This window comes from Pseudomonas sp. 91RF (assembly GCF_003576265.1).
Taxonomy (GTDB): Bacteria; Pseudomonadota; Gammaproteobacteria; order Pseudomonadales; family Pseudomonadaceae; genus Aquipseudomonas; species Aquipseudomonas kribbensis.
The window spans coordinates 13,029-35,145 of the sequence record NZ_QWFC01000007.1 but is presented as its reverse complement, the minus strand read 5'-3'; the positions used below and the strand labels follow the sequence as shown (position 1 = coordinate 35,145).

At 59.7% G+C, this 22,117-nt stretch carries 21 protein-coding genes; 5 read left to right on the top strand and 16 right to left on the bottom strand.

Translation table 11 applies throughout. The features are described 5' to 3' along the window. Positions 1-45: 45 nt before the first annotated feature. Positions 46-252 (bottom strand): hypothetical protein, encoded by a 207-nt coding sequence (locus DXT77_RS00440; RefSeq protein WP_119426181.1) that lies wholly within the window; start codon positions 250-252, stop codon positions 46-48. 185 nt (positions 253-437) lie between these two features. Continuing rightward, positions 438-2,684: a TonB-dependent siderophore receptor gene (locus DXT77_RS00435; RefSeq protein WP_119426180.1), complete on the bottom strand. Its 2,247-nt coding sequence runs from the start codon at positions 2,682-2,684 to the stop codon at positions 438-440. Between DXT77_RS00435 and DXT77_RS29785 the strand changes: the two genes are divergently transcribed. Further along, the gene (locus DXT77_RS29785) at positions 2,671-2,841 is read left to right on the top strand and encodes a hypothetical protein (RefSeq protein ID WP_158593083.1); all 171 of its coding nucleotides are present in this window, start codon (positions 2,671-2,673) and stop codon (positions 2,839-2,841) included. The two genes, DXT77_RS00435 and DXT77_RS29785, sit on opposite strands and share 14 nt — an antisense overlap. On the opposite strand, the gene DXT77_RS00430 is transcribed toward DXT77_RS29785, so the two are convergent. Together DXT77_RS00430 and DXT77_RS00425 are read right to left on the bottom strand one after the other, a co-directional pair. Further along, entirely contained in the window at positions 2,831-4,579 is a 1,749-nt protein-coding gene (locus DXT77_RS00430) for a phosphoethanolamine transferase CptA (RefSeq protein ID WP_119426179.1), read from the bottom strand. The genes DXT77_RS29785 and DXT77_RS00430 overlap by 11 nt on opposite strands. Before the next feature lie 212 nt (positions 4,580-4,791). Next, positions 4,792-4,974 (bottom strand): DUF6026 family protein, encoded by a 183-nt coding sequence (locus DXT77_RS00425; RefSeq protein WP_085708173.1) that lies wholly within the window; start codon positions 4,972-4,974, stop codon positions 4,792-4,794. Between the two features lie 272 nt (positions 4,975-5,246). Here DXT77_RS00425 and gnd point away from each other — a divergent pair, with 272 nt between their 5' ends. Genes gnd through DXT77_RS00410 form a run of 3 tightly spaced genes read left to right on the top strand, consistent with a single transcriptional unit; the run spans position 5,247 to position 8,553 of the window. After that, positions 5,247-6,227, top strand: a complete 981-nt coding sequence (gene gnd / locus DXT77_RS00420) for a phosphogluconate dehydrogenase (NAD(+)-dependent, decarboxylating) (RefSeq protein ID WP_119426178.1) — start codon at positions 5,247-5,249, stop codon at positions 6,225-6,227. After that, positions 6,224-7,747 (top strand): glucose-6-phosphate dehydrogenase, encoded by a 1,524-nt coding sequence (zwf, locus tag DXT77_RS00415; RefSeq protein ID WP_119426177.1) that lies wholly within the window; start codon positions 6,224-6,226, stop codon positions 7,745-7,747. The genes gnd and zwf overlap by 4 nt, the downstream gene beginning before the upstream one ends. Next, positions 7,744-8,553, top strand: coding sequence for an HAD family hydrolase (locus DXT77_RS00410; RefSeq protein ID WP_119426176.1), 810 nt, complete (start codon positions 7,744-7,746; stop codon positions 8,551-8,553). Before zwf ends, DXT77_RS00410 begins: the two co-directional genes overlap by 4 nt. Before the next feature lie 45 nt (positions 8,554-8,598). On the opposite strand, the gene nhaB is transcribed toward DXT77_RS00410, so the two are convergent. The 3 genes from nhaB to DXT77_RS00395 all read right to left on the bottom strand — a co-directional run bounded on the left by nhaB (position 8,599) and on the right by DXT77_RS00395 (position 12,012). Then, positions 8,599-10,101 carry a sodium/proton antiporter NhaB gene (nhaB, locus tag DXT77_RS00405; RefSeq protein ID WP_119426175.1) on the bottom strand — a complete coding sequence of 501 codons (1,503 nt, stop codon included), beginning with the start codon at positions 10,099-10,101 and terminating at the stop codon, positions 8,599-8,601. Between the two features lie 74 nt (positions 10,102-10,175). Further along, positions 10,176-11,465 (bottom strand): hypothetical protein, encoded by a 1,290-nt coding sequence (locus tag DXT77_RS00400; RefSeq protein ID WP_119426174.1) that lies wholly within the window; start codon positions 11,463-11,465, stop codon positions 10,176-10,178. Between the two features lie 280 nt (positions 11,466-11,745). Next, positions 11,746-12,012, bottom strand: a complete 267-nt coding sequence (locus DXT77_RS00395; RefSeq protein ID WP_119426173.1) for a hypothetical protein — start codon at positions 12,010-12,012, stop codon at positions 11,746-11,748. A 343-nt stretch (positions 12,013-12,355) separates the two neighbouring features. Here DXT77_RS00395 and DXT77_RS00390 point away from each other — a divergent pair, with 343 nt between their 5' ends. Further along, a complete protein-coding gene (locus DXT77_RS00390) occupies positions 12,356-13,681 on the top strand; it encodes a sigma-54 dependent transcriptional regulator (protein ID WP_119426172.1) in 1,326 nt (441 codons plus the stop codon). 94 nt (positions 13,682-13,775) lie between these two features. On the opposite strand, the gene DXT77_RS00385 is transcribed toward DXT77_RS00390, so the two are convergent. The 9 genes from DXT77_RS00385 to DXT77_RS00345 form a co-directional block, all read right to left on the bottom strand. Continuing rightward, the gene (locus DXT77_RS00385; protein WP_085708165.1) at positions 13,776-15,083 is read right to left on the bottom strand and encodes a transporter; all 1,308 of its coding nucleotides are present in this window, start codon (positions 15,081-15,083) and stop codon (positions 13,776-13,778) included. Positions 15,084-15,129: 46 nt separating this feature from the next. Further along, positions 15,130-15,876 (bottom strand): hypothetical protein, encoded by a 747-nt coding sequence (locus tag DXT77_RS00380; RefSeq protein ID WP_119426256.1) that lies wholly within the window; start codon positions 15,874-15,876, stop codon positions 15,130-15,132. Between the two features lie 44 nt (positions 15,877-15,920). Continuing rightward, positions 15,921-16,601: a C39 family peptidase gene (locus tag DXT77_RS00375; protein ID WP_119426171.1), complete on the bottom strand. Its 681-nt coding sequence runs from the start codon at positions 16,599-16,601 to the stop codon at positions 15,921-15,923. A 63-nt stretch (positions 16,602-16,664) separates the two neighbouring features. After that, positions 16,665-17,654 (bottom strand): heme utilization protein, encoded by a 990-nt coding sequence (locus tag DXT77_RS00370; RefSeq protein WP_119426170.1) that lies wholly within the window; start codon positions 17,652-17,654, stop codon positions 16,665-16,667. Positions 17,655-17,722: 68 nt separating this feature from the next. Further along, a complete protein-coding gene (locus DXT77_RS00365) occupies positions 17,723-18,292 on the bottom strand; it encodes an adhesin (RefSeq protein ID WP_119426169.1) in 570 nt (189 codons plus the stop codon). A 1-nt stretch (position 18,293) separates the two neighbouring features. Beyond that, complete coding sequence (locus DXT77_RS00360) at positions 18,294-18,743, bottom strand: hypothetical protein (RefSeq protein WP_119426168.1); 450 nt, start codon at positions 18,741-18,743, stop codon at positions 18,294-18,296. 357 nt (positions 18,744-19,100) lie between these two features. Next, positions 19,101-19,625: an AAA family ATPase gene (locus DXT77_RS00355; RefSeq protein WP_119426167.1), complete on the bottom strand. Its 525-nt coding sequence runs from the start codon at positions 19,623-19,625 to the stop codon at positions 19,101-19,103. Further along, positions 19,622-20,185 (bottom strand): nicotinamide riboside transporter PnuC, encoded by a 564-nt coding sequence (gene pnuC, locus DXT77_RS00350; RefSeq protein ID WP_119426166.1) that lies wholly within the window; start codon positions 20,183-20,185, stop codon positions 19,622-19,624. The genes DXT77_RS00355 and pnuC overlap by 4 nt, the downstream gene beginning before the upstream one ends. Positions 20,186-20,266: 81 nt before the next feature. Further along, the gene (locus tag DXT77_RS00345) at positions 20,267-21,901 is read right to left on the bottom strand and encodes a methyl-accepting chemotaxis protein (RefSeq protein ID WP_119426165.1); all 1,635 of its coding nucleotides are present in this window, start codon (positions 21,899-21,901) and stop codon (positions 20,267-20,269) included. Positions 21,902-22,117: the final 216 nt, after the last annotated feature.

The following is a 22,117-nucleotide window of genomic DNA, read 5'->3' as shown; positions in this document are numbered from 1 at the left end:
AGCCAGAGCGGAGCCATCGCAGGTCCATCGGTAAACCGTGTTACATCACGGACGGTAATGCTCAGTGACCTGTGCGGTCTGGTCGTCCGGAACGCGGAATTCGTTGGTTTTGGTGTCAGCCTGTTGGCTTTGGGCGGTGTGGACCGGGAAGTTTTCCCAGTGATAGCGCATCCGCTCGGCACCGCCCTCGGCGAAAGCGCTGGCGGATGCAAGTGTGATCAGACCGGCAAGGAGTGCAGTCGTGGTTTTCATGGTTGTCTCCTACGAAAAAATGTCGGAGCCGTTCGTCCATGAATCAGTGCCTCGGGGCGCAGTGTCAGCCAGGGGTATTAACCTGGGGTTAACGCGCGTTCCGTGCAGGTTTTACCGATTGTTTCCAAGGAGTGCCGGACGCAGGCTGCACGCGCCGCTGACGCGTGCAGATCGCAGGGAAGGGCTTAGAGTTTCCAGTCGAGGCTCAGTGTCACGGTGCGCGGATCGCCCCAGAACACGCCGTTGTAGAAGCCGACGTTGTCGTAATACTTCTTGTCGAACAGGTTGTCGACGTTCAGGGAAGCCGACAGATGTTTGTCGAACTCATAACGCGACATCAGCTTGACCACGGTGTACGCCTCCTGACGAATGCGCGCTGGCTCAGTGATGAACCGGCCGTTGGCGCTACGCCCGATCGGCCGTTTGGCGTTGCCGTAGACATCGCTCTGCCAGTTGAGCGCACCGCCGACGGTCAGCGCATGCCAGTTGCCCGGCAGGCGATAGGCGGTGGAGAGGCGGAACAGGTTCAGCGGCTGATTGGTGTTGCTGCGTTGCTTTTCACCGTTGGCCGAGTGGGTGTAGGTGTAACCGGCGGTCATGTTCCAGCCATCATGAATCTCGCCGGAGACTTCGGCTTCGAAGCCATTGACCTTGTTGCCCTTGCCGCCGGACTTGTAAAACTGCTCGCCCGTGTCCGGATCGGGCAGCGCCGATTCATCGAGCTCGGCGACGTTGTCCTGCTTGCTCCAGAACACTGCGGTGGAAAGGTTCAGGCGCTCCTCCAGCAAACTGCCTTTGAGCCCCACCTCATAGTTGCTGCCGACCACCGGATCGATGTAATTGCGGCTGGCGTCACGCACGCCCTGTGGTTTGAAAATGTCGGTGTAGCTGACATACGCGGTGTATTCCGGCGTCAGGTCGTAGAGCAGACCGGCATACGGCGTCCACATGTCGTTGTGTTGCTGGCTGCTGGCATCGACGCCAGTCAGTTGCAGGTTCTGATCGTAGGCGTAGGTCTTGCTGGAGGCCTCCCAACTGCCGTAGCGACTGCCCAGCACCGCGTGCAATTCGTCGGTCAGGCTCAGGCGCGTGGCAAGGTAGCCTGCCTTTTGCCGGGTGCTGTCCTTGAAGCTCGGCAGGCGGGTGGTGGTGTCGGGGTATTTGTTGATGCCGCCCATGTATTTCCAGTCGCGCACGCTTTCGTAATCGGATGCGCGCGGGCCATCAACGTTGAACGGATCTCTCGAGCGGCGCTCGGCTTCGCCGTAGCCGAACATCAATTCGTGTTCACGGCCAAACAGCGAGTAAGGGCCGGCCAGATTGAGGTCGTAGGCGCGCATGCTCTGGTCGCCGATCATGTGGCCGATGGTCGCGGTCATGCCGCTGCGGTCGGGTTCCGGGTAACCGGAGCCGGCGTAGTAGACCTTGCCGTCACCGTCGCTCTTGCGGTGGGTGTAGGCCGCCTTCAAATGCCAGCCAGCCGCCAGTTGCTGATCGAGGGTGGCGAACGCGGTCTTGTCGCGCAACGGCCACGAGCTCCACGAAGTCGCCATGTTGGTCGAGCGACCGAGGCCGGCCTTGCTGCCGTCGGCATTCCAGTACGGCGTGGTGCCCCACGAGGTGCCTTGCACCTGTTTGTCCTGGTAGTCATAACCGACTGCAAGCACGGTCGAATCGGTGAGGTCGGCTTCGAGGATGCCGTAGCCGACTTCCCGTTGCAGGGCATACTTGTCGCGGAACGAACCGCTGTCGCGATAGGCCAGTACACTGCGGCCACGCAGGCGCCCGTCGAATGCCAGCGGTCCGCCGACGTCGACGTAACTGTAGTAATCGTCGTAGCTGCCGCCGCTGACGCCAGCCAATGCCTGCAGTTGCGAGGTCGGGCGCTTGCGTACCATGTTGATCGTGGCCGAGGGATCGCCGGCGCCGGTGGTCAGACCGGTGGCGCCGCGTACCACTTCAATGCGGTCGTAGATGATGGTGTCGGCGTCAGACTTCATGTAGCTGAAGGTGTTGAGCATCCCGTCGATCTGGAAGTTGTTGATCGAGTACCCGCGAGACGAATAACTGACCCGATCCGAATCGTTGTGCTGCACCACGATGCCGGTGGTCTGGCTCATGGCCTCCGACAATGTACCGAGCTTGAAATCATCCATTTGCTGACGGGTGACCACGGACACCGATTGCGGGGTTTCCTTGATCGACAGGTTCAGCCTGGTCGAGGTGTTCATCGCGCCGGTGGTGTAGGACTCCGTGTTCTCGGTGTTGCTGCCCAAGCCTTGGGCGGTGACGCTGGTCGAGGCAAGTTCGAGGGCCGTGGCAGCGGGCTCCGGTTGCTTGTCGGCGTCGGTTTCGGCCAGCAGGTCAGAGCTCAGGGCCACGCTGCACAGGCCGAGGGTGAGGGTCATGGAACGGGTGATGGGCGCGAACATCGCAGCCGACTCCTTGTCTTCGAGGGAAAATTTCCTTTGGTTCAAAGACGAAGCGGGAGAGGGCGATTTAGTGACAAACGAGAAATATTGTCATTTCGAGGTGTTGCGACAGAATGAAAAAAGGGCCGTTTCCGGCCCTTTTCAGGTTATTGCTTGACCACTTCCTTCGGTGCGTCCTCGGGCTTTTTCGGCTTCATCAGACTGAAGTCGATCAGTGCTCGCTGTTCACGCTCGTAAGGGTTGCCGATCAACAGCGGACGCTGTTTGAAGCTGTCGCTGACGATGCTTTTGCTGCGGTCCAGTTCATCGAAGCTCAGACCGGCCAGGTCCGCCCAGGTGTGGATCAGGTGGGCGCTGCTATACGGCCGGCTCAGATCCGCGGCGAAACTCCAGTCGTGGTTTTCACGCCACTTCGGCGACGCCCAGGCCATGAACGGAATGGTGTACATCGGCGCGGTCGGTTTGTTTTCGTTACGACCCAGGGTGGTGTGGCCCGCCGAGTCGAACACGTCTTCACCGTGGTCGGAGAGGTACAGCAGGAAACCGTTCGGATCGGACTTGGCGTAGTCCTTGATCAGGCTCGAGACCACGAAGTCGTTGTACAGCACCGCGTTGTCGTAGCTGTTGTAGGTCGGCACCTGATCGTCACGCACGCCGGCCGGGACGCCAGTGCGGTCCTGGAACTTGTCGTAGCTCGGCGGATAACGGTACTGGTAGCTCATGTGCGTACCGAGCAGATGCACGACGATCAGCTTGCGCGGTGCCGGGTCGGTCAGGGCCTTGTTGAACGGCTCGATCACATCGCCGTCGTACTGCGCGGCGTTCTGGTTGCGGTTGTTGTTCAGGTACACCTGCTCGTCGGCCTGTTCGGAGAAGGTCGTGAGCATGGTGTTGCGCTTGGTCATGGTCTGCTGGTTGGTGATCCAGAACGTCTTGTAGCCCGCCTGTTTCATCATGCTGACCAGCGACGGCGTGGACAGGTACAGATCCGGATTTTCTTCGTCGGCGAAAGTCAGCACCTGCTGCAGGGCTTCGATGGTGTACGGGCGCGGGGTGACGACATTATCGAAGACCGACAGTTGGTCCTTGAGCTTGTCCAGTTCCGGCGTGGTCTTGCGCTGATAGCCATAGAGGCTCATGCGCTGGCGGTTGGTGGACTCGCCGATCACCAGCACCAGGGTCGCAGGCTGATTGGCGCCGGCATCCTTGAGGTTGTGCAGCGGCGGAATCTTGCTCGCGCTGTGGAGCATGCCCTGCATCTCGCCCAGGGTTTCCAGGTAGCGGTGATAGGCCACGGCCATCTGCCATGGCACGGCGGGTTCGATGCGGGTTTCGAATTTCTCGAAACCGCCGGCGAAGCTGCCGGTGCGCTGGGTCTGCTTGATCAGCGGATAACCAACCACCGCGATCAGGATCGCCATGGCGGCCACGAAGGCCCGGCCACGCGGCATGTAGACCGGACGCAGGCGCGTCCACAGGAAGTAGGCGAACGCGGTGTGAGCGAGGAACGCAGGAATCATCCACCAGGCGAAGTACTGGGTGATGTACTCGCCGGCCTCCGACACGTTCGACTCGAACATGATGAAGATGACGCTCTGGGAGAATTCCTGCTGATAGATGAAGAAGTAGCCCAGGCTGGCCATCGAGCACGCCCACAGCACCACGCCGATCACGGCGGCAAGCAGGCGGGTGCGTTTGGGGAACAGCAGCATCGGCGCGAGCCAGACTGCGCTCATCACGAACGCCTGACGGAATCCGGTGAAGCCTGAGGTGCCGGTCAGCTGGATGAGCAGTTGAGTGATACCGGAGAAGTACCAGAAGAACACAAACAGCCAGATGAAACCGGCCCAGTCAAAACCTGCCGCAGCTGTCTTGCTGCGTTTAAACCATGCCATTCAGCACTCCAACTCAATCACCATTGCCACCGTCGGGACGTTTCATGAAATCGGGAGCATGAAACCGACGAACGGAAGCCGCGCGCAGACACGCACGGCAGAATGGGCCGGAGTATCAACAAGCCAATGTGAAAACTTCGTTAGTTGCGGCGAATGGCAGAGGGGGATCATGTCGGGAACGGCTGGGCAGCGGTTCCCGATCAGGAGGGCGGTCAGGCGTGGGGTGAGCGCTGGACGCGTGGCAGAGGCTTTGGCTCGACGCCTTGGGTCATCAGACGAAGTTGTGCCAGCTCTTGTTTAAGCTGGTCGCGCTCGTCCTTCAATTGACGCAGTTCATCGCGGCGGATCGTGACGTACAGGGTTTGTGGCGGCATTGCTGTGTGTACTGTGCCCATTGCTCACCTCGCAAATGGCGTGTCTCAACTGCAGATCGCTCCCGATAACGGGCGCTGATCTGCTATCGGCGCCGATTCTGGTTTCTTTTGCTCGTGAATGGAACTTTTTTATTTTTCATGGTCGTTGTGTCTTCACCACCTTTCCCGACGTTATCAGTCTGGATCGGGCACAATGCCCGGAAACTTCACACCGACGCTCTGGACTAACCTCCATGAGAGCGTTGGGCTATAACCTTTGACACACTTTTATTTGTAGTAAGGAGCATCAGCACATGCAACTCGGGATTATTGGACTGGGCCGCATGGGCGGCAATATTGCACGGCGTCTGATGCTCAACGGTCACACCACCGTTGTTTACGACCGCAATACCGCCTTTGTCGACACCCTGGCCGCCGAGGGCTCTACCGGCGTTGCCGATCTGCCTGCGCTGGTCGCAGGCCTGGCCAAGCCGCGTGCCGTGTGGGTCATGCTGCCGGCCGGCGCGCCGACCGAAGACACCATCGAAACCCTGAGCACGCTGCTCGAGGCGGGCGATACCATCATCGATGGCGGCAACACCAACTATAAGGACGACATCCGCCGGGCCAAGACCCTGGCCGAGAAGGGCCTGCATTACATCGACGTCGGCACCTCCGGTGGCGTCTGGGGGCTGGAGCGCGGCTACTGCATGATGATCGGCGGTGATGCCGAGACCGTTAAGCGTCTGGACCCGCTGTTCGCCGCACTGGCCCCGGGCATGGGCGACATTCCGCGCACCAAGGACCGCAAGTCCGACGATCACCGTGCCGAGCACGGCTACATCCACGCCGGTCCCGCCGGTACCGGTCACTTCGTGAAGATGATTCACAACGGTATCGAGTACGGCATGATGGCGGCCTTCGCCGAAGGCTTCGACATCCTCAAGACCAAGTCCAGCGAACTTCTGCCGGAAGATCAGCGTTTCGACCTGAACGTGGCCGACATCGCCGAAGTCTGGCGTCGTGGCAGCGTGGTGTCGTCGTGGCTGCTCGATTTGACCGCCGATGCCCTGGCGGTCGACCCGAAACTCGACGGCTTTTCCGGTTCCGTGGCCGACAGCGGCGAAGGTCAATGGACCATCGAAGCGGCAATGGAACAAAAGGTGCCGGTACCGGTGCTGTCCAACTCGCTGTTCTCGCGCTACCGCTCCCGCGGTCAGGGCACGTTCGGTGACAAGATCCTCTCGGCCCAGCGCTTCGGCTTCGGCGGCCACGTAGAGACTGCGAAGAAATGACCCATACGATCCGCAGAAAATCCAAGGCAGAACCCGCACCACCGACCACGCTGTTTTTGTTCGGTGCCCACGGCGACCTGGTCAAGCGCTTGCTGATGCCGGCGCTGTACAACCTCAGTCGCGACGGCTTGCTTGACGAAAATCTGCGGATCGTTGGCGTTGACCACAACGCCATCACGGATGAAGCCTTCGCCCAAAAGCTCGAAGACTTCATCCGCACCGAAGTGGCAGCGAAGGTCGGCAAGGGCGATCAGATGCTTGATCCAGCTTTGTGGGCCAAGCTCGCCAAAGGTATCAGCTACGTCCAGGGCGACTTCCTGGACGACAGCACCTATTCCGCGCTGGCGGCGAAAATCGCCGACAGCGGCACCGGCAATGCGGTGTTCTACCTGGCCACCGCGCCACGTTTCTTCAGCGAAGTGGTGCGCCGACTCGGCGCCGCGAAACTGCTGGAAGAAACCCCGGAAGCGTTCAGAAGGGTGGTGATCGAAAAGCCGTTCGGCTCCGACCTGCAAACCGCCGAGGCGTTGAACGCCTGCCTGCTCAAGGTGATGTCGGAAAAGCAGATCTACCGGATCGATCACTATCTGGGCAAGGAAACCGTACAGAACATTCTGGTCAGCCGGTTCTCCAACAGCCTGTTCGAGGCCTTCTGGAACAACCACTACATCGACCACGTGCAGATCACCGCCGCCGAAACCGTCGGCGTCGAGACCCGTGGCAGTTTCTACGAACACACCGGCGCCCTGCGGGACATGGTGCCCAATCACCTGTTCCAGCTGCTGGCCATGGTGGCGATGGAGCCGCCGGCCGCGTTCGGCGCCGATGCGGTGCGGGGCGAGAAGGCCAAGGTGGTCGGCGCGATCCGTCCGTGGACCACCGAAGAAGCGCGGGCCAATTCGGTGCGCGGCCAGTACGGTGCTGGCGAAATCGACGGCAAGCCGCTGGCCGGTTATCGCGAAGAAGCCAACGTGTCGCCCGACAGCACCACCGAAACCTACGTGGCGCTCAAGGTGATGATCGACAACTGGCGCTGGGTCGGCGTGCCGTTCTACCTGCGCACCGGCAAGCGCATGAGCGTGCGCGACACCGAGATCGTCATCTGCTTCAAACCGGCGCCGTATGCGCAGTTCCGCGACACCGAGGTCGACGAGCTGCAGCCGACCTACCTGCGCATCCAGATCCAGCCCAACGAAGGCATGTGGTTCGACCTGCTGGCCAAGCGGCCGGGGCCGGCGCTGAACATGGCCAACATCGAGCTGGGGTTTGCCTACAAGGATTTCTTCGAAATGCAGCCGTCCACCGGCTACGAAACCCTGATCTACGACTGCCTGACCGGTGACCAGACGCTGTTCCAGCGCGCTGACAACATCGAGAACGGCTGGAGAGCGGTGCAACCGTTCCTCGATGCCTGGCAACAGGACGCGAGCGTTCAGCCTTATGCCGCCGGCGAAGACGGGCCGCAGGCTGCCGATGATCTGCTGACTCGCGATGGTCGCGTCTGGCATGGTCTCGGATGAGTGAGCCTATCCGTTTTCTGCTGAGCGACATGGACGGCACGCTGTTGCTGCCCGATCACAGCCTGAGCCAGCGCACCATAGATGCCGTTCGTGCGCTGCGTGAAGCGGGCGTGCTGTTCAGCCTCGCCACCGGGCGACCGCCAAAGGCCATGCTGCAGCAGATCGAGGCGCTTGGCGTCGATATGCCGACCGCTGCGTTCAACGGCGGCACGATCGTCAATCCGGACGGCAGCATTCTGGTCGCTCACTACCTGCCAGCCACTGCGGCATTGACGGCACTGGCGTTGTTTGCCGATCAGCCGGAGGTCGAGATCTGGGTGTTCAGCGGTGGTGACTGGCTGCTCAAGGATCCGCACGGGCCGATGGTCCCGCGCGAGCAGCATGGACTGGGTTATCCGCCGGTGGTGGTCGACAGTTTCGAGCCGTATCTGGAGTGTATCGACAAGATCGTCGCGACCAGCAACAACACCGACCTGTTGATCGAGCTGGAGGCGCGTTTGCTGCCGAAGGTCGAGGGCATGGCGCAGGTCTCGCGTTCACAGCCGGTGTATCTGGACGTGACGGCACTCGAAGCTAACAAGGGCGCTGCACTGACGACTCTGGCCAAGCATCTCGGCGTGCCGCTGGCGCAGACCGCAGCGATTGGCGATGGCGGCAATGATCCGGCGATGTTTCATGTCGCCGGCCTGTCGATCGCCATGGGTCAGGCGGAAGACGCCGTGAAGCGTCAGGCGGACGTGGTGACCGGGCCGAACACCGAGGATGGTGTGGCGCAGGCCATCGGCAAGTACATTTTGCCGCGTTGATCGATGCATGAAAAAACGGGAGCCCAAAGGCTCCCGTTGTTGTTTCTACAGCCAGTAACTCACGGCATACCAGCCCAGCAACCCCATCACCACGGTGTAGGGCAGCGCCATCCACACCATCCGCCCGTAGGACAACCGCACCAGTGGTGCAATCGCCGACGTCAGCAGAAACAGGAACGCGGCCTGACCATTGGGCGTCGCAACGCTCGGCAGGTTGGTGCCGGTGTTGATCGCAATCGCCAGGGTTTCGAAATGTTCGCGGCTCATGTGGCCGGAGAGGAATGCCTGTTTTACTTCGGTGATGTAGATCGTCGCTACGAAAACGTTGTCACTGATCGCCGACAACAGACCGTTGGCGATGAACAGCATTCCCGGTTGCTGCTCGGCAGGCAGTGCCAGTACCCACTGGATCAACGGCGCGAACAGTTGCTGATCATGGATCACCGCCACCACGGCAAAAAACACCACCAGCAATGCAGTGAACGGCATGGCGTCCTTGAACGCGCTGCCCAGACGATGCTCGTCGGTGATGCCGGTAAAAGCAGTGATCAGGACAATCACCATCAGACCGATCAGGCCCACTTCGGCGACATGGAACGCCAGCCCGGCAATCAGGATCAATGCGGCCGCGCCTTGCACCAACAGCGCGGCGCGCTGGCGAGGCGTGCGTTCGGCATCGTCTTCACGGGCGTAATCGGCCAGTACCGCACGGACATTGTCCGGCAGCAAGGTGCCGTAGCCGAACCAGCGCAGCTTCTCCAGCAGCATGCAGGTCAACAGACCGGCCGCCAGCACCGGCAGGGACACCGGCGCGACCTTGAGGAAGAATTCGGCGAAGTGCCAGCCCATCTCGTGGCCGATCAGCAGGTTCTGCGGCTCGCCAACCAGTGTGCAGACCCCGCCCAGCGCAGTCCCGACCGCACCGTGCATCAGCAGGCTGCGCAGGAAGGCACGGAACTGCTCCAGATCCTCGTGATGCAGCTTCGGCAAATGCTGATCGTCGCTGAATTCGCTGTCCTGACGCGGATCGTTGCCGGAGGCGACCCGGTGATAGACCGAATAGAAGCCGACGGCGGCGCTGATGATCACGGCGGTCACGGTCAATGCGTCAAGAAAGGCTGAAAGAAACGCCGACAAAAAGCAGAACATCAACGCCAGCAGCATCTTCGAACGCATGCCCAACAGCAGGCGCGAGAACAGGAACAGCAGCAGATCCTTCATGAAGTAGATCCCTGCGACCATGAACATCAACAGCAGGATCACCGGGAAGTTGTGCTGTAACTCTTCATACAACGCCTGGGGCGTGGTCATCTTCAGCAGCAGCGCTTCGATCAGCAGCAGACCGCCGGGCATCAGCGGGTAGCATTTGAGCGCCATGGCCAGGGTGAAAATGAATTCGATCACCAACAGCCAGCCGGCGGCGACAGGACCTGCCGACCACAGCACCACGGCGTTGAGAATCAGGAACCCGACGACGCACGCCTTGTACCAGCGGGGCGAATGCCCGAGAAAGTTTTGCGCGAACGCCTGGGCCATCGAACCGGACATCGGTTGCTCCTTGCTTTAAGAAGCGCGCAAGGTGCCGCAAGCGTTGAGCAAGATCAAGTGTGGGAAGTTTCTGTTCATGGGTTCAGATAGCGCGCCACCACGGCGCGGTAGTTGCCATCCAGCGAATAGCCGCCGACCAGAATCCCGCCTTCCGGTTGCACTGCCAGCGATGTAGCGGTATCGAGACTGCGGCCCAGTCGCGTACGCAACCAGCCGCGGCCGGCGCCGAAGCTATGGTCGAGGCGACCGTCGGCCAGATAGCGCGCAACGATGAAATCGGCCTCGAACCCGCCAATCGTCGCGCCTGCCGCGATAAGCCGGCCGTCCGGCATGCGTTGTGCGGCGCTCCACTGGCAGCCGCTGGGGCCGATGTCCAGCAGGGTGGGTTGACCGTTGTTGCAGTGCAGGTCGGGGCGACCATTGCTGTGAACAGACAGCGCCATGCAACGTATCGGGTCGCGGCTGCTGCCAAAGCAATGCAGGTGCTGGCCCGATTCGATGACCTGGGTCGCCAGAGCGCTGTGTCCCTGAGCCTTGAACGAGAGAAAACCGTCCACCGCAAACCGGCTATCGAGCTGCCCGTCCGGCAGGTAGCGGGCGAGCAGGCCTTCCTGGGGAAAGTCAATCGCGCCCGCCACCACGATTCGCCCGTCGGTCTGCAGCGACAAGCCACCGAGCCAGGTATTGAGCAGCAAGTGCCGGACCATCACAAAACCGCGGCCATTGAAGGTTTCGTCCAGATTACCGTCGGGCTTGACGCGGATCAGCATGCCGACATGGTCGGCCAGCGAGCAGTGATGATTGGCAATCAGCAGAATGTGTCCATCGTTCTGGACAGCAAAATCACAGGCTTCCGCTCCCGGAACACCTGGCGGCAGCCACGTATCGCGGGTCCCCATGGACAGATCGCCGGGCAGACGCACGATCTTGACGCCGTTATCACCGAAGTCCGCCGAGGGCCGGCCATGCTCATCGAACAGTGCCAGGGCGGGAAAGGTACGGTGTTCGGACTCGTAATGCAGGCCTGCCAGCAGAATTCGCCCGTCAGGCAAGACCTGGACCTTGCTGCCCGAGGCTTCGAAGCCAATGGCGAACCAGCCGATCACACTGCCTTGAAAGCCGAAGCCCAGATCCGCCGAGCCGTCTTCGAGCAATCGGGCCAGACCGAACCGATAGCCCAGGGGCGTACCGACTTTGGCTGCCACCAGGATGCGTCCCCGCGGATCGAGTGCCACGTGCTGAGTCAGACTGCAGAGGCTGCCGGCAAAATAAACCTGAGTCACACCGCTGCTGGCAAACGCCTTGTCGAGTTGCCCGGCGTTATTCCTGAGTGTCGGCAGCGCAATAGCGGTGTGAGTTGACATGCCTGCTTCTCCTTGCGGTCGACCCGAATCCGTGAGAGCGGTCGGTGACGGCATGGCGAAACATTCAATCCCTGAACAGTCGCAAGTACAACTGACAGAACTAACAGGTGGAGGGTCGCACTGTGCCAGAACAGTGACTTTTGGAACCAGTCGCAAGCCTGACAAGTATTCAGGCACGAAAGTATCGAAAAGAGTTATACAAAGAAAATGAAGTTAATAAGGATTCGGCAACTAATGGAAGAGGGCGGATGACTTGAAAGTCATCCGCATAGTCCTCGAATCAATGTGGCATCGACCAGGATTGCAGGGCGTAGCCTTCATCGCTCAGTTCGGCGCGAGCTTGTTGCAAGAGGTGCTCGAGTTGGGCCGGGTCGGAATAGGCGCTGCTAGGAATACGGGTGCGGCCGATCTGCGAATTGGTGCGGTCGATAACGGTCAGGCTCAGTTCGCCATTGCCGTCTTGTGGGGCCCAGGCCACGCATTGGAAAGGTTTAAATGCGTGGTTGGCAATCAAAAGAGCTTCGTTGATACGGAGCGGGGCGGTCATGGGGTCTTCTCTCTGTAGTGCCCAATCAAGTGATGTGCCGTCGGTTGGGCTTACCGTTCGGCGAGTTACTTGTACTGATGCACGCAACCCGCTGGCAGGTCACACAGGATTTGAAGAAATTTCGACTTTCTTTCATACAATCTCTGTTACGGCGTTTTTTGAAAGCTGGGTGAAAGATTCGAGTCGATAGCTAACTAATAAAACAGGTTCTTATAACTGCTTCGCTTGTACGCCTATAAGCAATCGATACAAGGCGCCGTCAAATTCTTGCTAATGTTACAGCCAGGTCTGCCAAATGACTGTTTTTACAATCATTTCCTATATTTGGCGCCAAGGAACAGTCATGAGCGAAGCGCCTGCGTTACGACGTTTATTGGTAGTCGACCCTTGTGACGACTGTCACCGATTGTTGCCCGGTTTACGTGCCGTAGGCTGGGATGTTGACAGCTGTAGCCTGGAAAATGCCGCCGACCGCAGTTGCGATGTCGGCTTGCTGCGTTTGCAGCCCTTTCACCTGGAACGTCCCGAAGCCGTTAAAGAGTTGATCAGCCACAGCGGCACCGAGTGGATTGCCGTGCTGAATCAGGAAGTGCTGCGCCTGCAGAACGTCGGGGATTTCGTTTGTGAATGGTTTTTCGACTTTCATACTTTGCCGTTCGACGTGTCGCGGGTCCAGGTCACCCTCGGCCGGGCGTTCGGTATGGCGCGTTTGCGCGGCCAGGGCAATGTTCATGTGGATCAGCCGGAGCACGAGCTGCTCGGTGACAGCAAACCGATCCGCGAACTGCGCAAGCTCCTGAGCAAACTGGCTCCCACCGAGTCGCCGGTTCTGATTCGCGGGGAAAGCGGGACCGGTAAGGAACTGGTCGCCCGTACTTTGCATCGACAATCGCAACGGCACAGCAAACCATTCGTGGCCATCAACTGCGGGGCGATTCCCGAACACTTGATCCAGTCCGAGCTGTTCGGTCACGAAAAAGGCGCGTTCACCGGCGCCCATCAACGCAAGGTCGGACGTATCGAGGCGGCCAACGGCGGCACATTGTTTCTCGATGAAATCGGCGATCTGCCGCTGGAGTTGCAAGCCAATCTGCTGCGCTTTCTTCAGGAGAAACACATTGAACGAGTAGGCGGCAGTCAGCCGATTCCGGTGGATGTCCGGGTGCTGGCAGCCACCCACGTCGACCTTGAAGCGGCGATCGAGAAAAAGCGCTTTCGCGAGGATCTGTACTACCGGCTCAATGTGCTGCAAGTCGTGACCGCGCCGTTGCGAGAGCGGCATGGCGATCTGTCGATGCTGGCCAACCATTTTTCCCATTTCTACAGCCACGAAACCGGCCGCCGGCCGCGCAGCTTCAGTGAAGATGCGCTGATCGCCATGGGCAAGCACGACTGGCCGGGCAATGTCCGTGAGCTGGCCAACCGCGTGCGTCGCGGACTGGTGCTGGCCGAGGGGCGGCAGATCGAGGCGCGTGATCTGGGGCTGATCAGTCAGCAGTCGCTGGCCACCCCGATGGGCACCCTCGAAGACTACAAGACTCGGGCCGAACGTCAGGCATTGTGCGATGTGCTCAATCGGCACAGCGACAACCTCAGCGTGGCTGCCAAGGTGCTGGGGGTTTCCCGGCCGACGTTCTACCGTTTGTTGCACAAACACCAGATCCGCTAGGGCGCGGTGCTTCTTCGGGGAAGAAGCGGAAAAGGCCCGCTGCGAGTGCATCGCAGCGGGCCTTTTTATGATGTTGCGTTCATGGTGTGGCAGGTTAGAAGTAGTACGGGAATTTCAGGCTGAAGGAAAAGTCCGGGGCATCGTCGGTCATGCCGATGGACAGGTTGGGCACGATGGTCAGGTTGTCGGTGGCCGCAATGGTCATGCCGACGTTGAAGTAACCGGCGTTGGCGTCACTGGACACCACCGATTCCCAGTCTCCGCCATCCTGTTTCAGCTTGCTCTTGCGTTGTACAAGGTCAGAGACCGAGAACGACATACTCATTTTTTCATTGAGTGCGAAGGCTATGCCTGCGCCGATCTGGAAGCTGTCGCCGATGCGGACCTTGCCCGGAGTTTTCTGGTTGACCGTGGAACTGATGTCGTCAAACGACTCCTCCAGGTTGTGGGTGTAGGACAAACTGCCGAACAGCACGGCCGGGTCAAACGTCTTGACCAGCGAGATACCGGGGGTGATCGACCAGACGCCGTTACCGGTCGGCAGGGTGTCAGGCACGAACAGGTTGGTGTTGGCGTCGGTCTGGCGCAGTTTGATGCCGAACGGGTCCTTGCCAGTTGGGGCCTTGACTCGCAGCGTGACCACCGCGTCCGGGGTGTTCACCGACTCGTCCAGGAACTTGTAGGCGATACCGAAGTTGACGTCGCCAAGGGTCGGATCCCGCGAGACATCCTGTTCCGTGGTGACGTTGGCTGCGCCCTGATTGCCGCCGCCCGACTGATAAGTCGAATCGCGATACACCACAGGCACGTTCACATCGAACTGCCAGCGGTTATCGAAGTTGTAGCGGCCCGTCAGGTCGAGGGTCCAGGTGTCGGCCTTGATCCGGTCGAGGTTGATGTTGCCCAGAAAGATCGAGTCCAGTGCCAGGAAGCCGTTGAGAATGAGCTGGCGAGTGTCATAACGCGAATAGGTTATGCCGGTTTCCAGGCTGAACTTGCCGCCGCCGAAGAAGCCGCTGGCCTCGTCGTACAGGTTGGACACACTCTGTGCCGGTTGTGAATCGTCGGCCAGCGACTGGCCATAGGATGCGCCACTGCCCCCGGCGGCGCCCCCCGACGCTGCTGCAGCCCCGGTACCGGTGGCCACTTTGGGATTGCCTTTCATGTCGGCTGGCGACTTGGCCAGACGTTTTGGTGGTGGAGAAGCCGGTTGATCTTCGACCTGGCGGACGCGTTGCTCGAGCACCGCCAGGGCTTTCTGTTGCACTTCGTATCGTTGCTTAAGCTCCAGAAGTTCCTGTTTCAAGGTCTCCACATCCGCATCGGGTGCTGCTTGCAGCATCGCCGCGGGTAGAAGAGTACTCAAACATACAGCGGCACGCAGTGATACTGATCGATACATGAATAAGCCGTCCCTTTAAGCCCAATGGATCGAGACTCAGCGTAGTTCAATATCCGATATTGCGTAGTGCTCTGAGTTGACTCAAATTGCAGTCCAGTGCGCCGGCGCTCATGCCGTTATTGTTAAGGACAACATTGAGTTGCGTCAGGTTGTTGACGACGTTTGCATTTCCGAGCAAGCGGGTGTTTTGCAGCAGACCTCCTTGAGCCACTTGTTGCAGGGCCGTGCCCTGATTGCCTGCGGCCTGGATGGCCATTTGCACACCACCGCCGGTGGCCGAAACCGCGACACTGCCAGCGGCATTACTGCCGGAAATCGTTTGTCCGGCCATCAAGGCTTGCCCTTGGGCCGGTACCAGTGCGGGGGGCTGGTTGGCTTCGGAAACATTGATTGCCACGTTGTTGTAGGCCGTGTTGCCGTCGCCGGCGGCGCGAACGCTTTGCGTCACGCCCTGGGAACTGTTGAGTCCTGCGCCACCAATGACCGAGCCGGTACCCGTTTGCGGGGTGCTGCCGTTGCCGGTTTCCTTGATGGTCGAGACATAGAATTCGGGTTTTACGGTTGCTGCCTGCAATTGCATCGAGGTCGCAGCCCCGATCAGATCACCGCTGGCGTTGCGCCAGGTACTGCTCATGACGATGCCGAAGCTGATGATCCGCCCCGGCATGACATAACGACCGCGAAGCTGTGACAGCTCCGAATCCTGGATTTCTATGGGTTTGAATCCTGCATTGGCATAGCCTGACGCACTCGCTGCCAGGCAGGCGGCGGCCAGCCAGTATGAGGTTTTCATCTGCTGCTCCCGGGACATCCAGCCCCACTCTTTATAATCGGCGATTAAAAGAAGTCGCTCTGTATGAACCCGAAGTCCATCAATTCAGCATCTTTGACGGGGTTGAAGGTATCCAGCTTGTTCTTGGCGGTCAGCGGTGCCGGAGGACTGCGTAATGCATTGGTCTTGTCGTATCCGGGGCCGACGATGGCAAAGACAATGCCGTTCCAACCTTTGACAAAGTCATCATGGGCGTAGCGTTTGTGTCCTAGAACCGGGTCTCCGATGTAGACCCAATCCTTGTCTGCCCGCTGCAGCACCACGAAATGCTTGTAGCCGCGAATTTCCATCAGTACCACCACCGGGATAGTGACCGCGTCGAGTTTTTCCGGCGGGATCTTGTAGCCCCTGGCGCGCATGCCGATGCTTTCTATGTAGCGCTTCATGTCCAGCATGGAAAAACCTTGAGTACGGACAAGGTCCTGGTCGGAGTTGACCAGCATGCCTTTGATGATGTGCTCCTCATCGACGTCGAGCCAATAGGCCTGGCGCAGTACCGTCGCCAGTGCGGCGGCGCCGCAGCTGAAATCGGTTTTTTGTTCGACGATGTCGGAAAACTTGCGCTCACGAATGCTTTGCACGTTCTTGTAGACGAGTGTGCCACCCGGCAGGGCAGCCACAGGCATCTGGGCGGCCTGGGCGAGGCCGGAGAGGCAAAGCAGGGCGAGGAGGGTCGTCTTACGCATGATCGATACGCCTATGCGGACTGAGGAAAAGCCCCGTTTCCGGGGCTTTCGTTTCGATCGCGATTACATGCAGGCTTTGCAACCTGCAGCGATGGACAGCGAGTTGCTTTGTTGGTTGCCAACGCCGGCTGCGTTGTTGAAGCCACCGTTGCCGGACCAGCTGTTGCCTACGTTGACCATGTTGGCATTGTTGGTGACAGGGTTTTTCCAGCCGTCTGGGGTCAGCACTTGTTGAGTGGTCACGCCAGCCAGACCGAAGACACCCACGGCAACGAAATCAGATTTCTGATCTTTGCCGCCGTGGCCACGGTCGTTATTGCCGTAGCCGCCACCATAACCACCATGACCGTGATCATCGTCTTTGGTGGTTGCAGTGCCTGCGGCCACGAATGCGCCGCCTGCGGTGAACGTGCCAGTAAGGGTATCTTTTTTGTAGGTCTGGGTGCCGTTGTTGCCGACTTGCAGACCGGTGGTGCTTTGGTTGGCGGCGGCAGCGGCTTGCGCTACACGACCACCGGATACAGCGATTGCCAGGTTGTTTTTCTGTTGGTTGAAGTTGCCGGCAGCGTTGTTCACGCCGATGTTACCCGAGCCACTGTTGCCGACGTTGTTCATGCCGGCACTGTTGGTGCTGGAGTAGTTGGCAACCGTGTTGTTGGAGTTGACTTGAGTTGCGCTCGAAGCGGACACCGCAGAGCCGAAAATGAAGCTTTCGTCGGCGGTTGCCAGAGCAGCGGCGTTGTCTTGTTGGTTACCGTCGCCGGCAACGTTGTTGGCGCCGATGTTACCGTTGGAGTTATTGAGCGAGCCACTGATACCAGCGCCGTTCTGAGTGCCTTGGTTCAGTACGGTGTTGCCCGAGTTGTTTTGTGTATCGAGTACTGCAGCACCAGCTCCCGCACCGATTTGCAGCAGTTCTTCAAGGGTTGGGCCTTTTGGGCCGTGATCGTGACCATGACCGTGATTGTCATCACGACCGCCTGCCTGTGCTGCGATTGCCATCACTGCTGCGAGTGCGAAAACCAGTGGTTTGAGGGCCATTGTAGGTTTCATGGTGTTTCTCCGTCGTGCTTATTAGTTGGTTAAGTGTTGGTACTTTCTAATTGCACTGCTTGTTTGGGTCAGTCAGCGACCCGGATGCTCAGGGTGTTAGCCATTCGGTTCCCCACCCCGGCACTCTGGTTCACCTGGATTACCCCTCGACTGCCGGTGAAGGCCTGATCACTTGTCGTGACCTGGCGACTGCCGGGGGTGCCAGTTGCTCCTGAGCTCGGTAACAACGCCACGTTCTGTTGGGAAAGGGCGCTATCGTCAACGCTCTGCGGAGCAGCACTGATGCTGATGCGCATGGCGTTGGCCATCTGGTTGTTGGCCCCGGAACCCTGGTTCACGCCCAGTGCGCCGTTGCCGTTACTGAATGAGGTGCCGCCGATGGTCGAGCTCGCGTTGATCGAGCGGTCGGCGGGGGTGTCGAGTTTCTGGTGAATGGTGGTGGTGGCGCTGGCCGACGTGCCGATGGCAATCGACTTGACGTTGGTCTGTTGCTGTTGGTCGCCGGCGGCCTGGTTGACGTTGAAATTACCGTTGTACTGCGCCCCGGAATTCTGAATGTTGGCGCTGTCCACGGCGCTTGGGTCGGCCATCACGCTGGTGCAGCCGAGGAGTGCCAAAAGGAGCAGGGAACGATTCATCTTATTGGCCTCCGGCCATGCGGGTCAGCGGAGCCAGTCCCGTGCTGAGGGAGCGGTTGATGGTGTTGGAAATCGTGCCGCCACCGCCACCGCCGTGACCGGCACTCATGCCGGGCAGACCATTGGGGTTGGTCAGGACGTTCATTCCGGGCATGCTGTTGTCGACAGAGATGTTGCCGCGGATCGACGAGCCGCTGGCGATGCTGGCAAAGTCACCGTCACTGAGTTCGGTATTGGTCATTGCCTGGTCGATGCGAGCGGACGGGTTGGCATTCACGGTGGTCGGGTAAGGATCTTTGCCGAAAGCGCTACGCCCGATCGGAATGGGCTGGACGTCGCGATTGAGTACGATCACGCCATTGCCTTCGGCCTGAACGTTGAAACTGAGGAATGTGCTGGCTGCTGATCCGATCAGCAGAAGGCAAGTGAAGGCTTTGTTGATATTTCCCACGGCGGCAATTCCTTCTTCAGTGGGCTGGCCCAAGTCAGCGTTGTGAAGGAGAGAGCGAAAGCTGTGCCGGTTTTTAAATGTTCTTGGTTTTCAATGGTTTGGATCGAAGGTGTGCAGGGCTGATACAACAGCTGTTTCAACGTTGAAACAGACCTCCGCCGATTCTGCAGGGCAAAGCCGTTGCAATGCTCTGGGACAAGGGTTTGTAGAAGGGTGTTTCAGCGATGTAACAAGTCGGGTGACAAAGCGATGAAGACCGTTGAGACGGGGACTTTGCAGGAGAGGGAGTGTTTCAGGATCGGACACATTTACCCCGAATCGGGGGAAATGCACGGGTCAGTCAACGCGAAAACCGGGTCAATCTGCCAGCAGGTTTCGTACGGCGTCGAAGGCTTGAGCCTGCCGCTCGGCCCAGTCGCCGTGAATAATCTGCAAAGGTTGCCGATGCTGTTCCAGCCAGGTCTTGGTGGAATCATAGAAGGCAAGCCGTTCGCGGAGCGCTGGCTGGCTGCGCTGGCCATCGTCCGTCCAGTCGATCTGTTCCGGAGACAGCAGCAGGTGCAGGTCGTAATGACGCGCCAGCAGCTCCGGTTCCAGCCAGTCGGGACAGTCGCCGAACAGCGTCTGGCTCCAGAGAATATTGCTCAACAAATGAGTGTCGAGAATCAGCAACGAAGGCTGCTGCGCTCGCGCCTCGTCTTCCCACTGCAATTGGCCGCGAGCAATCTCGGGGATATCGGCAAGGCACGTATCCCGGGGATTCTGCTCGATGAACCAGCGCACGTACTCATCCACCCGCAAACCGCCGAACCGTTGCTGCAGCCCGGCAGCCAGCCAGCTCTTGCCGGTGGATTCCGGCCCGGTCAGAACAACGACTTTCATGCGCGCAACGCCGGATCGGCGCGCCATTCCCGCCAGCCCTGCACCGCGATCAGGGTGAACAGGGCGTACAACGCAGCGGTGAGGTAAAGGCCCTTATAAAGGAACAGGCCGACGAAGATCACATCCAGCACGAACCACAGCGCCCAGCATTGCAGGCGCTTGTGCGCCATCCAGAATTGCGCAACCAGGCTGAAAGCGGTCAGCGCCGCGTCGAGCCAGGGCTGCGCGGCATCGGTCCAGTGCGCCATGGCCGCGCCCAATAGCAGGCTACCGGCGGCGCCGATGGCCAGCCCTTGCAGAATCGAACGGGAGTCGAGCCGGCTGACCTCACGCCCGTCATGCATCGTCCCGGCCCGAGTCCATTGCCACCAGCCGTAGACTTGCAGCGCGGCGTAAACCACTTGCAGCAACATGTCCGAATACAGCTTCACCTCGAAGAAGATCCAGCTGTAGAGCAGCACCATGACCAGCCCGATCGGCCAGCACCAGGGGTTCTGTTTAACTGTCAGCCAGACGGCGATCACACCGAGGGCGGCGGCGAACAGTTCGAGCCCGGACATGCAAGTTCCTTGGAGGGATTAAAAGAGGGAGCGGATTGTACCCAAAAACCGGTGGGAATGAGCTCCCACCGGTGACCGGGATCAGACGCGGAACTGGCGCAGCAATCCGTTCAGTTGCTCGCTCAACTGGCCGAGTCGCACGCTGGCGGCGCTCGATTGCTCGGCAGCCAATGCGGTGCTGTGCGACAGGCCGGCAGCCTGGGTGACGTTCTGGTTGATGTCCTCGACCACATGCGCCTGTTGCAGGGTCGCACTGGCGATCGAGGCGTTCAGGCCGTTGAGGTTGCGCAGCGCCTGGCCGATGGCATTGAGGCTCGCACCGGCCAGTCCGGCCTGCTCGATAGTCAGTTGCGACGCCTTGCTGCTGTCGCCGATCACTTTCACCGCCGCTTCGGAATGATTTTGCAGGCGCTCGATCATCGACTGGATTTCCGCCGTGGATTTCTGCGTGCGTTGCGCCAGCAAACGAACTTCATCGGCCACCACGGCAAAACCACGGCCCTGTTCGCCGGCCCGGGCGGCTTCGATGGCGGCGTTGAGTGCCAGCAGGTTGGTCTGCTCGGCAATCGAACGGATCACTTCCAGAACACTGCCAATCTGCGTGCTTTCGGTTGCCAGCGTACGAATCACTTCGACGGCCTGATCGATGGTGCCTGACAACTTGTCGATCTGTTGCAGGCTGCCGTCGATGTTGATCTGGCCTTGCTGCGCCTGGGCTTCGGCATCGCGCATCTCGTTAGCAGCATGCTCGGCGTTCTTCGCCACATCCTGCACGCCGTAGGTGACTTCGTTGATGGCCGTCGCCACGAGCTCCATTTGCTGTGATTGTTGCTGACTGCGCTGTTGGGCCTGACTCGCGTCATTGCCCAGTTCAGTGGAGGACTGGCCCAGCGCGCTGGCCGACACCTGCAAATCACCGATCACCCGGCGCAGTTTGGCGGTGAAGGCATTGAAGTGATGGGCCAGTTGCGTGACTTCGTCCTGGCCATGGGTATCGAGGCTGCGGGTCAAATCACTTTCGCCGCTGGCAATGTTGGCCATGGCGTTCACGGTTTCCTGCAAGGGGCGGACGATGCTGCGGGCAATCAGAATCACCAGCACGCCCATGATCAGTGCGATGACCAGGCCTACGACGGACGCCTTGATCACCTGGCCCTGAAATTCGGCCTGCACATCGTCGATGTACACGCCTGAACCCAGCACCCAGCCCCACGGCTCGAACAGTTTCACGTAGGAGGTCTTGGCCACTGGCTCGCTGGCACCGGGTTTCGGCCAACGGTAATCGACCATGCCGGCGCCCTTGGCCTTGGCGATGGCAACCATTTCGTTGAACACCGCAAAACCGTCCGGGTCGCGGATCGCCGAGAGGTTCTGGCCTTCGAGCTTGGGATTGGTCGGGTGCATGACCATCACGGGCGTGAGGTCGTTGATCCAGAAGTAATCGTTCTGGTCGTAGCGCAGGCCGCGAATCGCGGTCAGTGCCTGTTTCTGGGCGGCGTCGCGGGTCAGGGTTCCGGCCGCTTCCAGGCCCTGGTAGTAGGTCAGCAAACCACTGGCGGTCTGCACCACATGCTGGGTTTTCTGGGCCTTGGCGTGATACAGGTCATCGTGGATCTGCTTGAGCATCAACAGGCCCAGGGTCAGCAGCATGACCACCGCCACAATCAAGATGAGCCACAAGCGTCGGCTGATCGACACACTGCGCAAGCTGTTCATAACGCTGTCACTCCGGTTTCTTTTTCTTGTAATAAATCACCGCAAGCATCCAACCACGTTTCTATGGCCGGGCATACGCGACCCAAGTCGTAGAGCGCGACAGCGCGATTACGGCTTGTCTGTTAGGATTTCGGCCCCGTGGGTGAAAACCTGAACCCAAGTTGCCATTTCACGGAATTTTGACCGTTTCATGTGGATCCTTGGCACGCGGAATCG

Bases quoted from the DNA above. Each gene is read 5' to 3' on its own strand.
- DXT77_RS00440 (WP_119426181.1), bottom strand. From the start codon at position 252: ATGAAAACCACGACTGCACTCCTTGCCGGTCTGATCACACTTGCATCC.
- DXT77_RS29785 (WP_158593083.1), top strand. From the start codon at position 2,671: ATGGGCGCGAACATCGCAGCCGACTCCTTGTCTTCGAGGGAAAATTTC.
- DXT77_RS00435 (WP_119426180.1), bottom strand. From the start codon at position 2,684: ATGTTCGCGCCCATCACCCGTTCCATGACCCTCACCCTCGGCCTGTGC.
- DXT77_RS00430 (WP_119426179.1), bottom strand. From the start codon at position 4,579: ATGGCATGGTTTAAACGCAGCAAGACAGCTGCGGCAGGTTTTGACTGG.
- DXT77_RS00425 (WP_085708173.1), bottom strand. From the start codon at position 4,974: ATGGGCACAGTACACACAGCAATGCCGCCACAAACCCTGTACGTCACG.
- gnd (WP_119426178.1), top strand. From the start codon at position 5,247: ATGCAACTCGGGATTATTGGACTGGGCCGCATGGGCGGCAATATTGCA.
- zwf (WP_119426177.1), top strand. From the start codon at position 6,224: ATGACCCATACGATCCGCAGAAAATCCAAGGCAGAACCCGCACCACCG.
- DXT77_RS00410 (WP_119426176.1), top strand. From the start codon at position 7,744: ATGAGTGAGCCTATCCGTTTTCTGCTGAGCGACATGGACGGCACGCTG.
- nhaB (WP_119426175.1), bottom strand. From the start codon at position 10,101: ATGTCCGGTTCGATGGCCCAGGCGTTCGCGCAAAACTTTCTCGGGCAT.
- DXT77_RS00400 (WP_119426174.1), bottom strand. From the start codon at position 11,465: ATGTCAACTCACACCGCTATTGCGCTGCCGACACTCAGGAATAACGCC.
- DXT77_RS00395 (WP_119426173.1), bottom strand. From the start codon at position 12,012: ATGACCGCCCCGCTCCGTATCAACGAAGCTCTTTTGATTGCCAACCAC.
- DXT77_RS00390 (WP_119426172.1), top strand. From the start codon at position 12,356: ATGAGCGAAGCGCCTGCGTTACGACGTTTATTGGTAGTCGACCCTTGT.
- DXT77_RS00385 (WP_085708165.1), bottom strand. From the start codon at position 15,083: ATGTATCGATCAGTATCACTGCGTGCCGCTGTATGTTTGAGTACTCTT.
- DXT77_RS00380 (WP_119426256.1), bottom strand. From the start codon at position 15,876: ATGAAAACCTCATACTGGCTGGCCGCCGCCTGCCTGGCAGCGAGTGCG.
- DXT77_RS00375 (WP_119426171.1), bottom strand. From the start codon at position 16,601: ATGCGTAAGACGACCCTCCTCGCCCTGCTTTGCCTCTCCGGCCTCGCC.
- DXT77_RS00370 (WP_119426170.1), bottom strand. From the start codon at position 17,654: ATGAAACCTACAATGGCCCTCAAACCACTGGTTTTCGCACTCGCAGCA.
- DXT77_RS00365 (WP_119426169.1), bottom strand. From the start codon at position 18,292: ATGAATCGTTCCCTGCTCCTTTTGGCACTCCTCGGCTGCACCAGCGTG.
- DXT77_RS00355 (WP_119426167.1), bottom strand. From the start codon at position 19,625: ATGAAAGTCGTTGTTCTGACCGGGCCGGAATCCACCGGCAAGAGCTGG.
- pnuC (WP_119426166.1), bottom strand. From the start codon at position 20,185: ATGTCCGGGCTCGAACTGTTCGCCGCCGCCCTCGGTGTGATCGCCGTC.
- DXT77_RS00345 (WP_119426165.1), bottom strand. From the start codon at position 21,901: ATGAACAGCTTGCGCAGTGTGTCGATCAGCCGACGCTTGTGGCTCATC.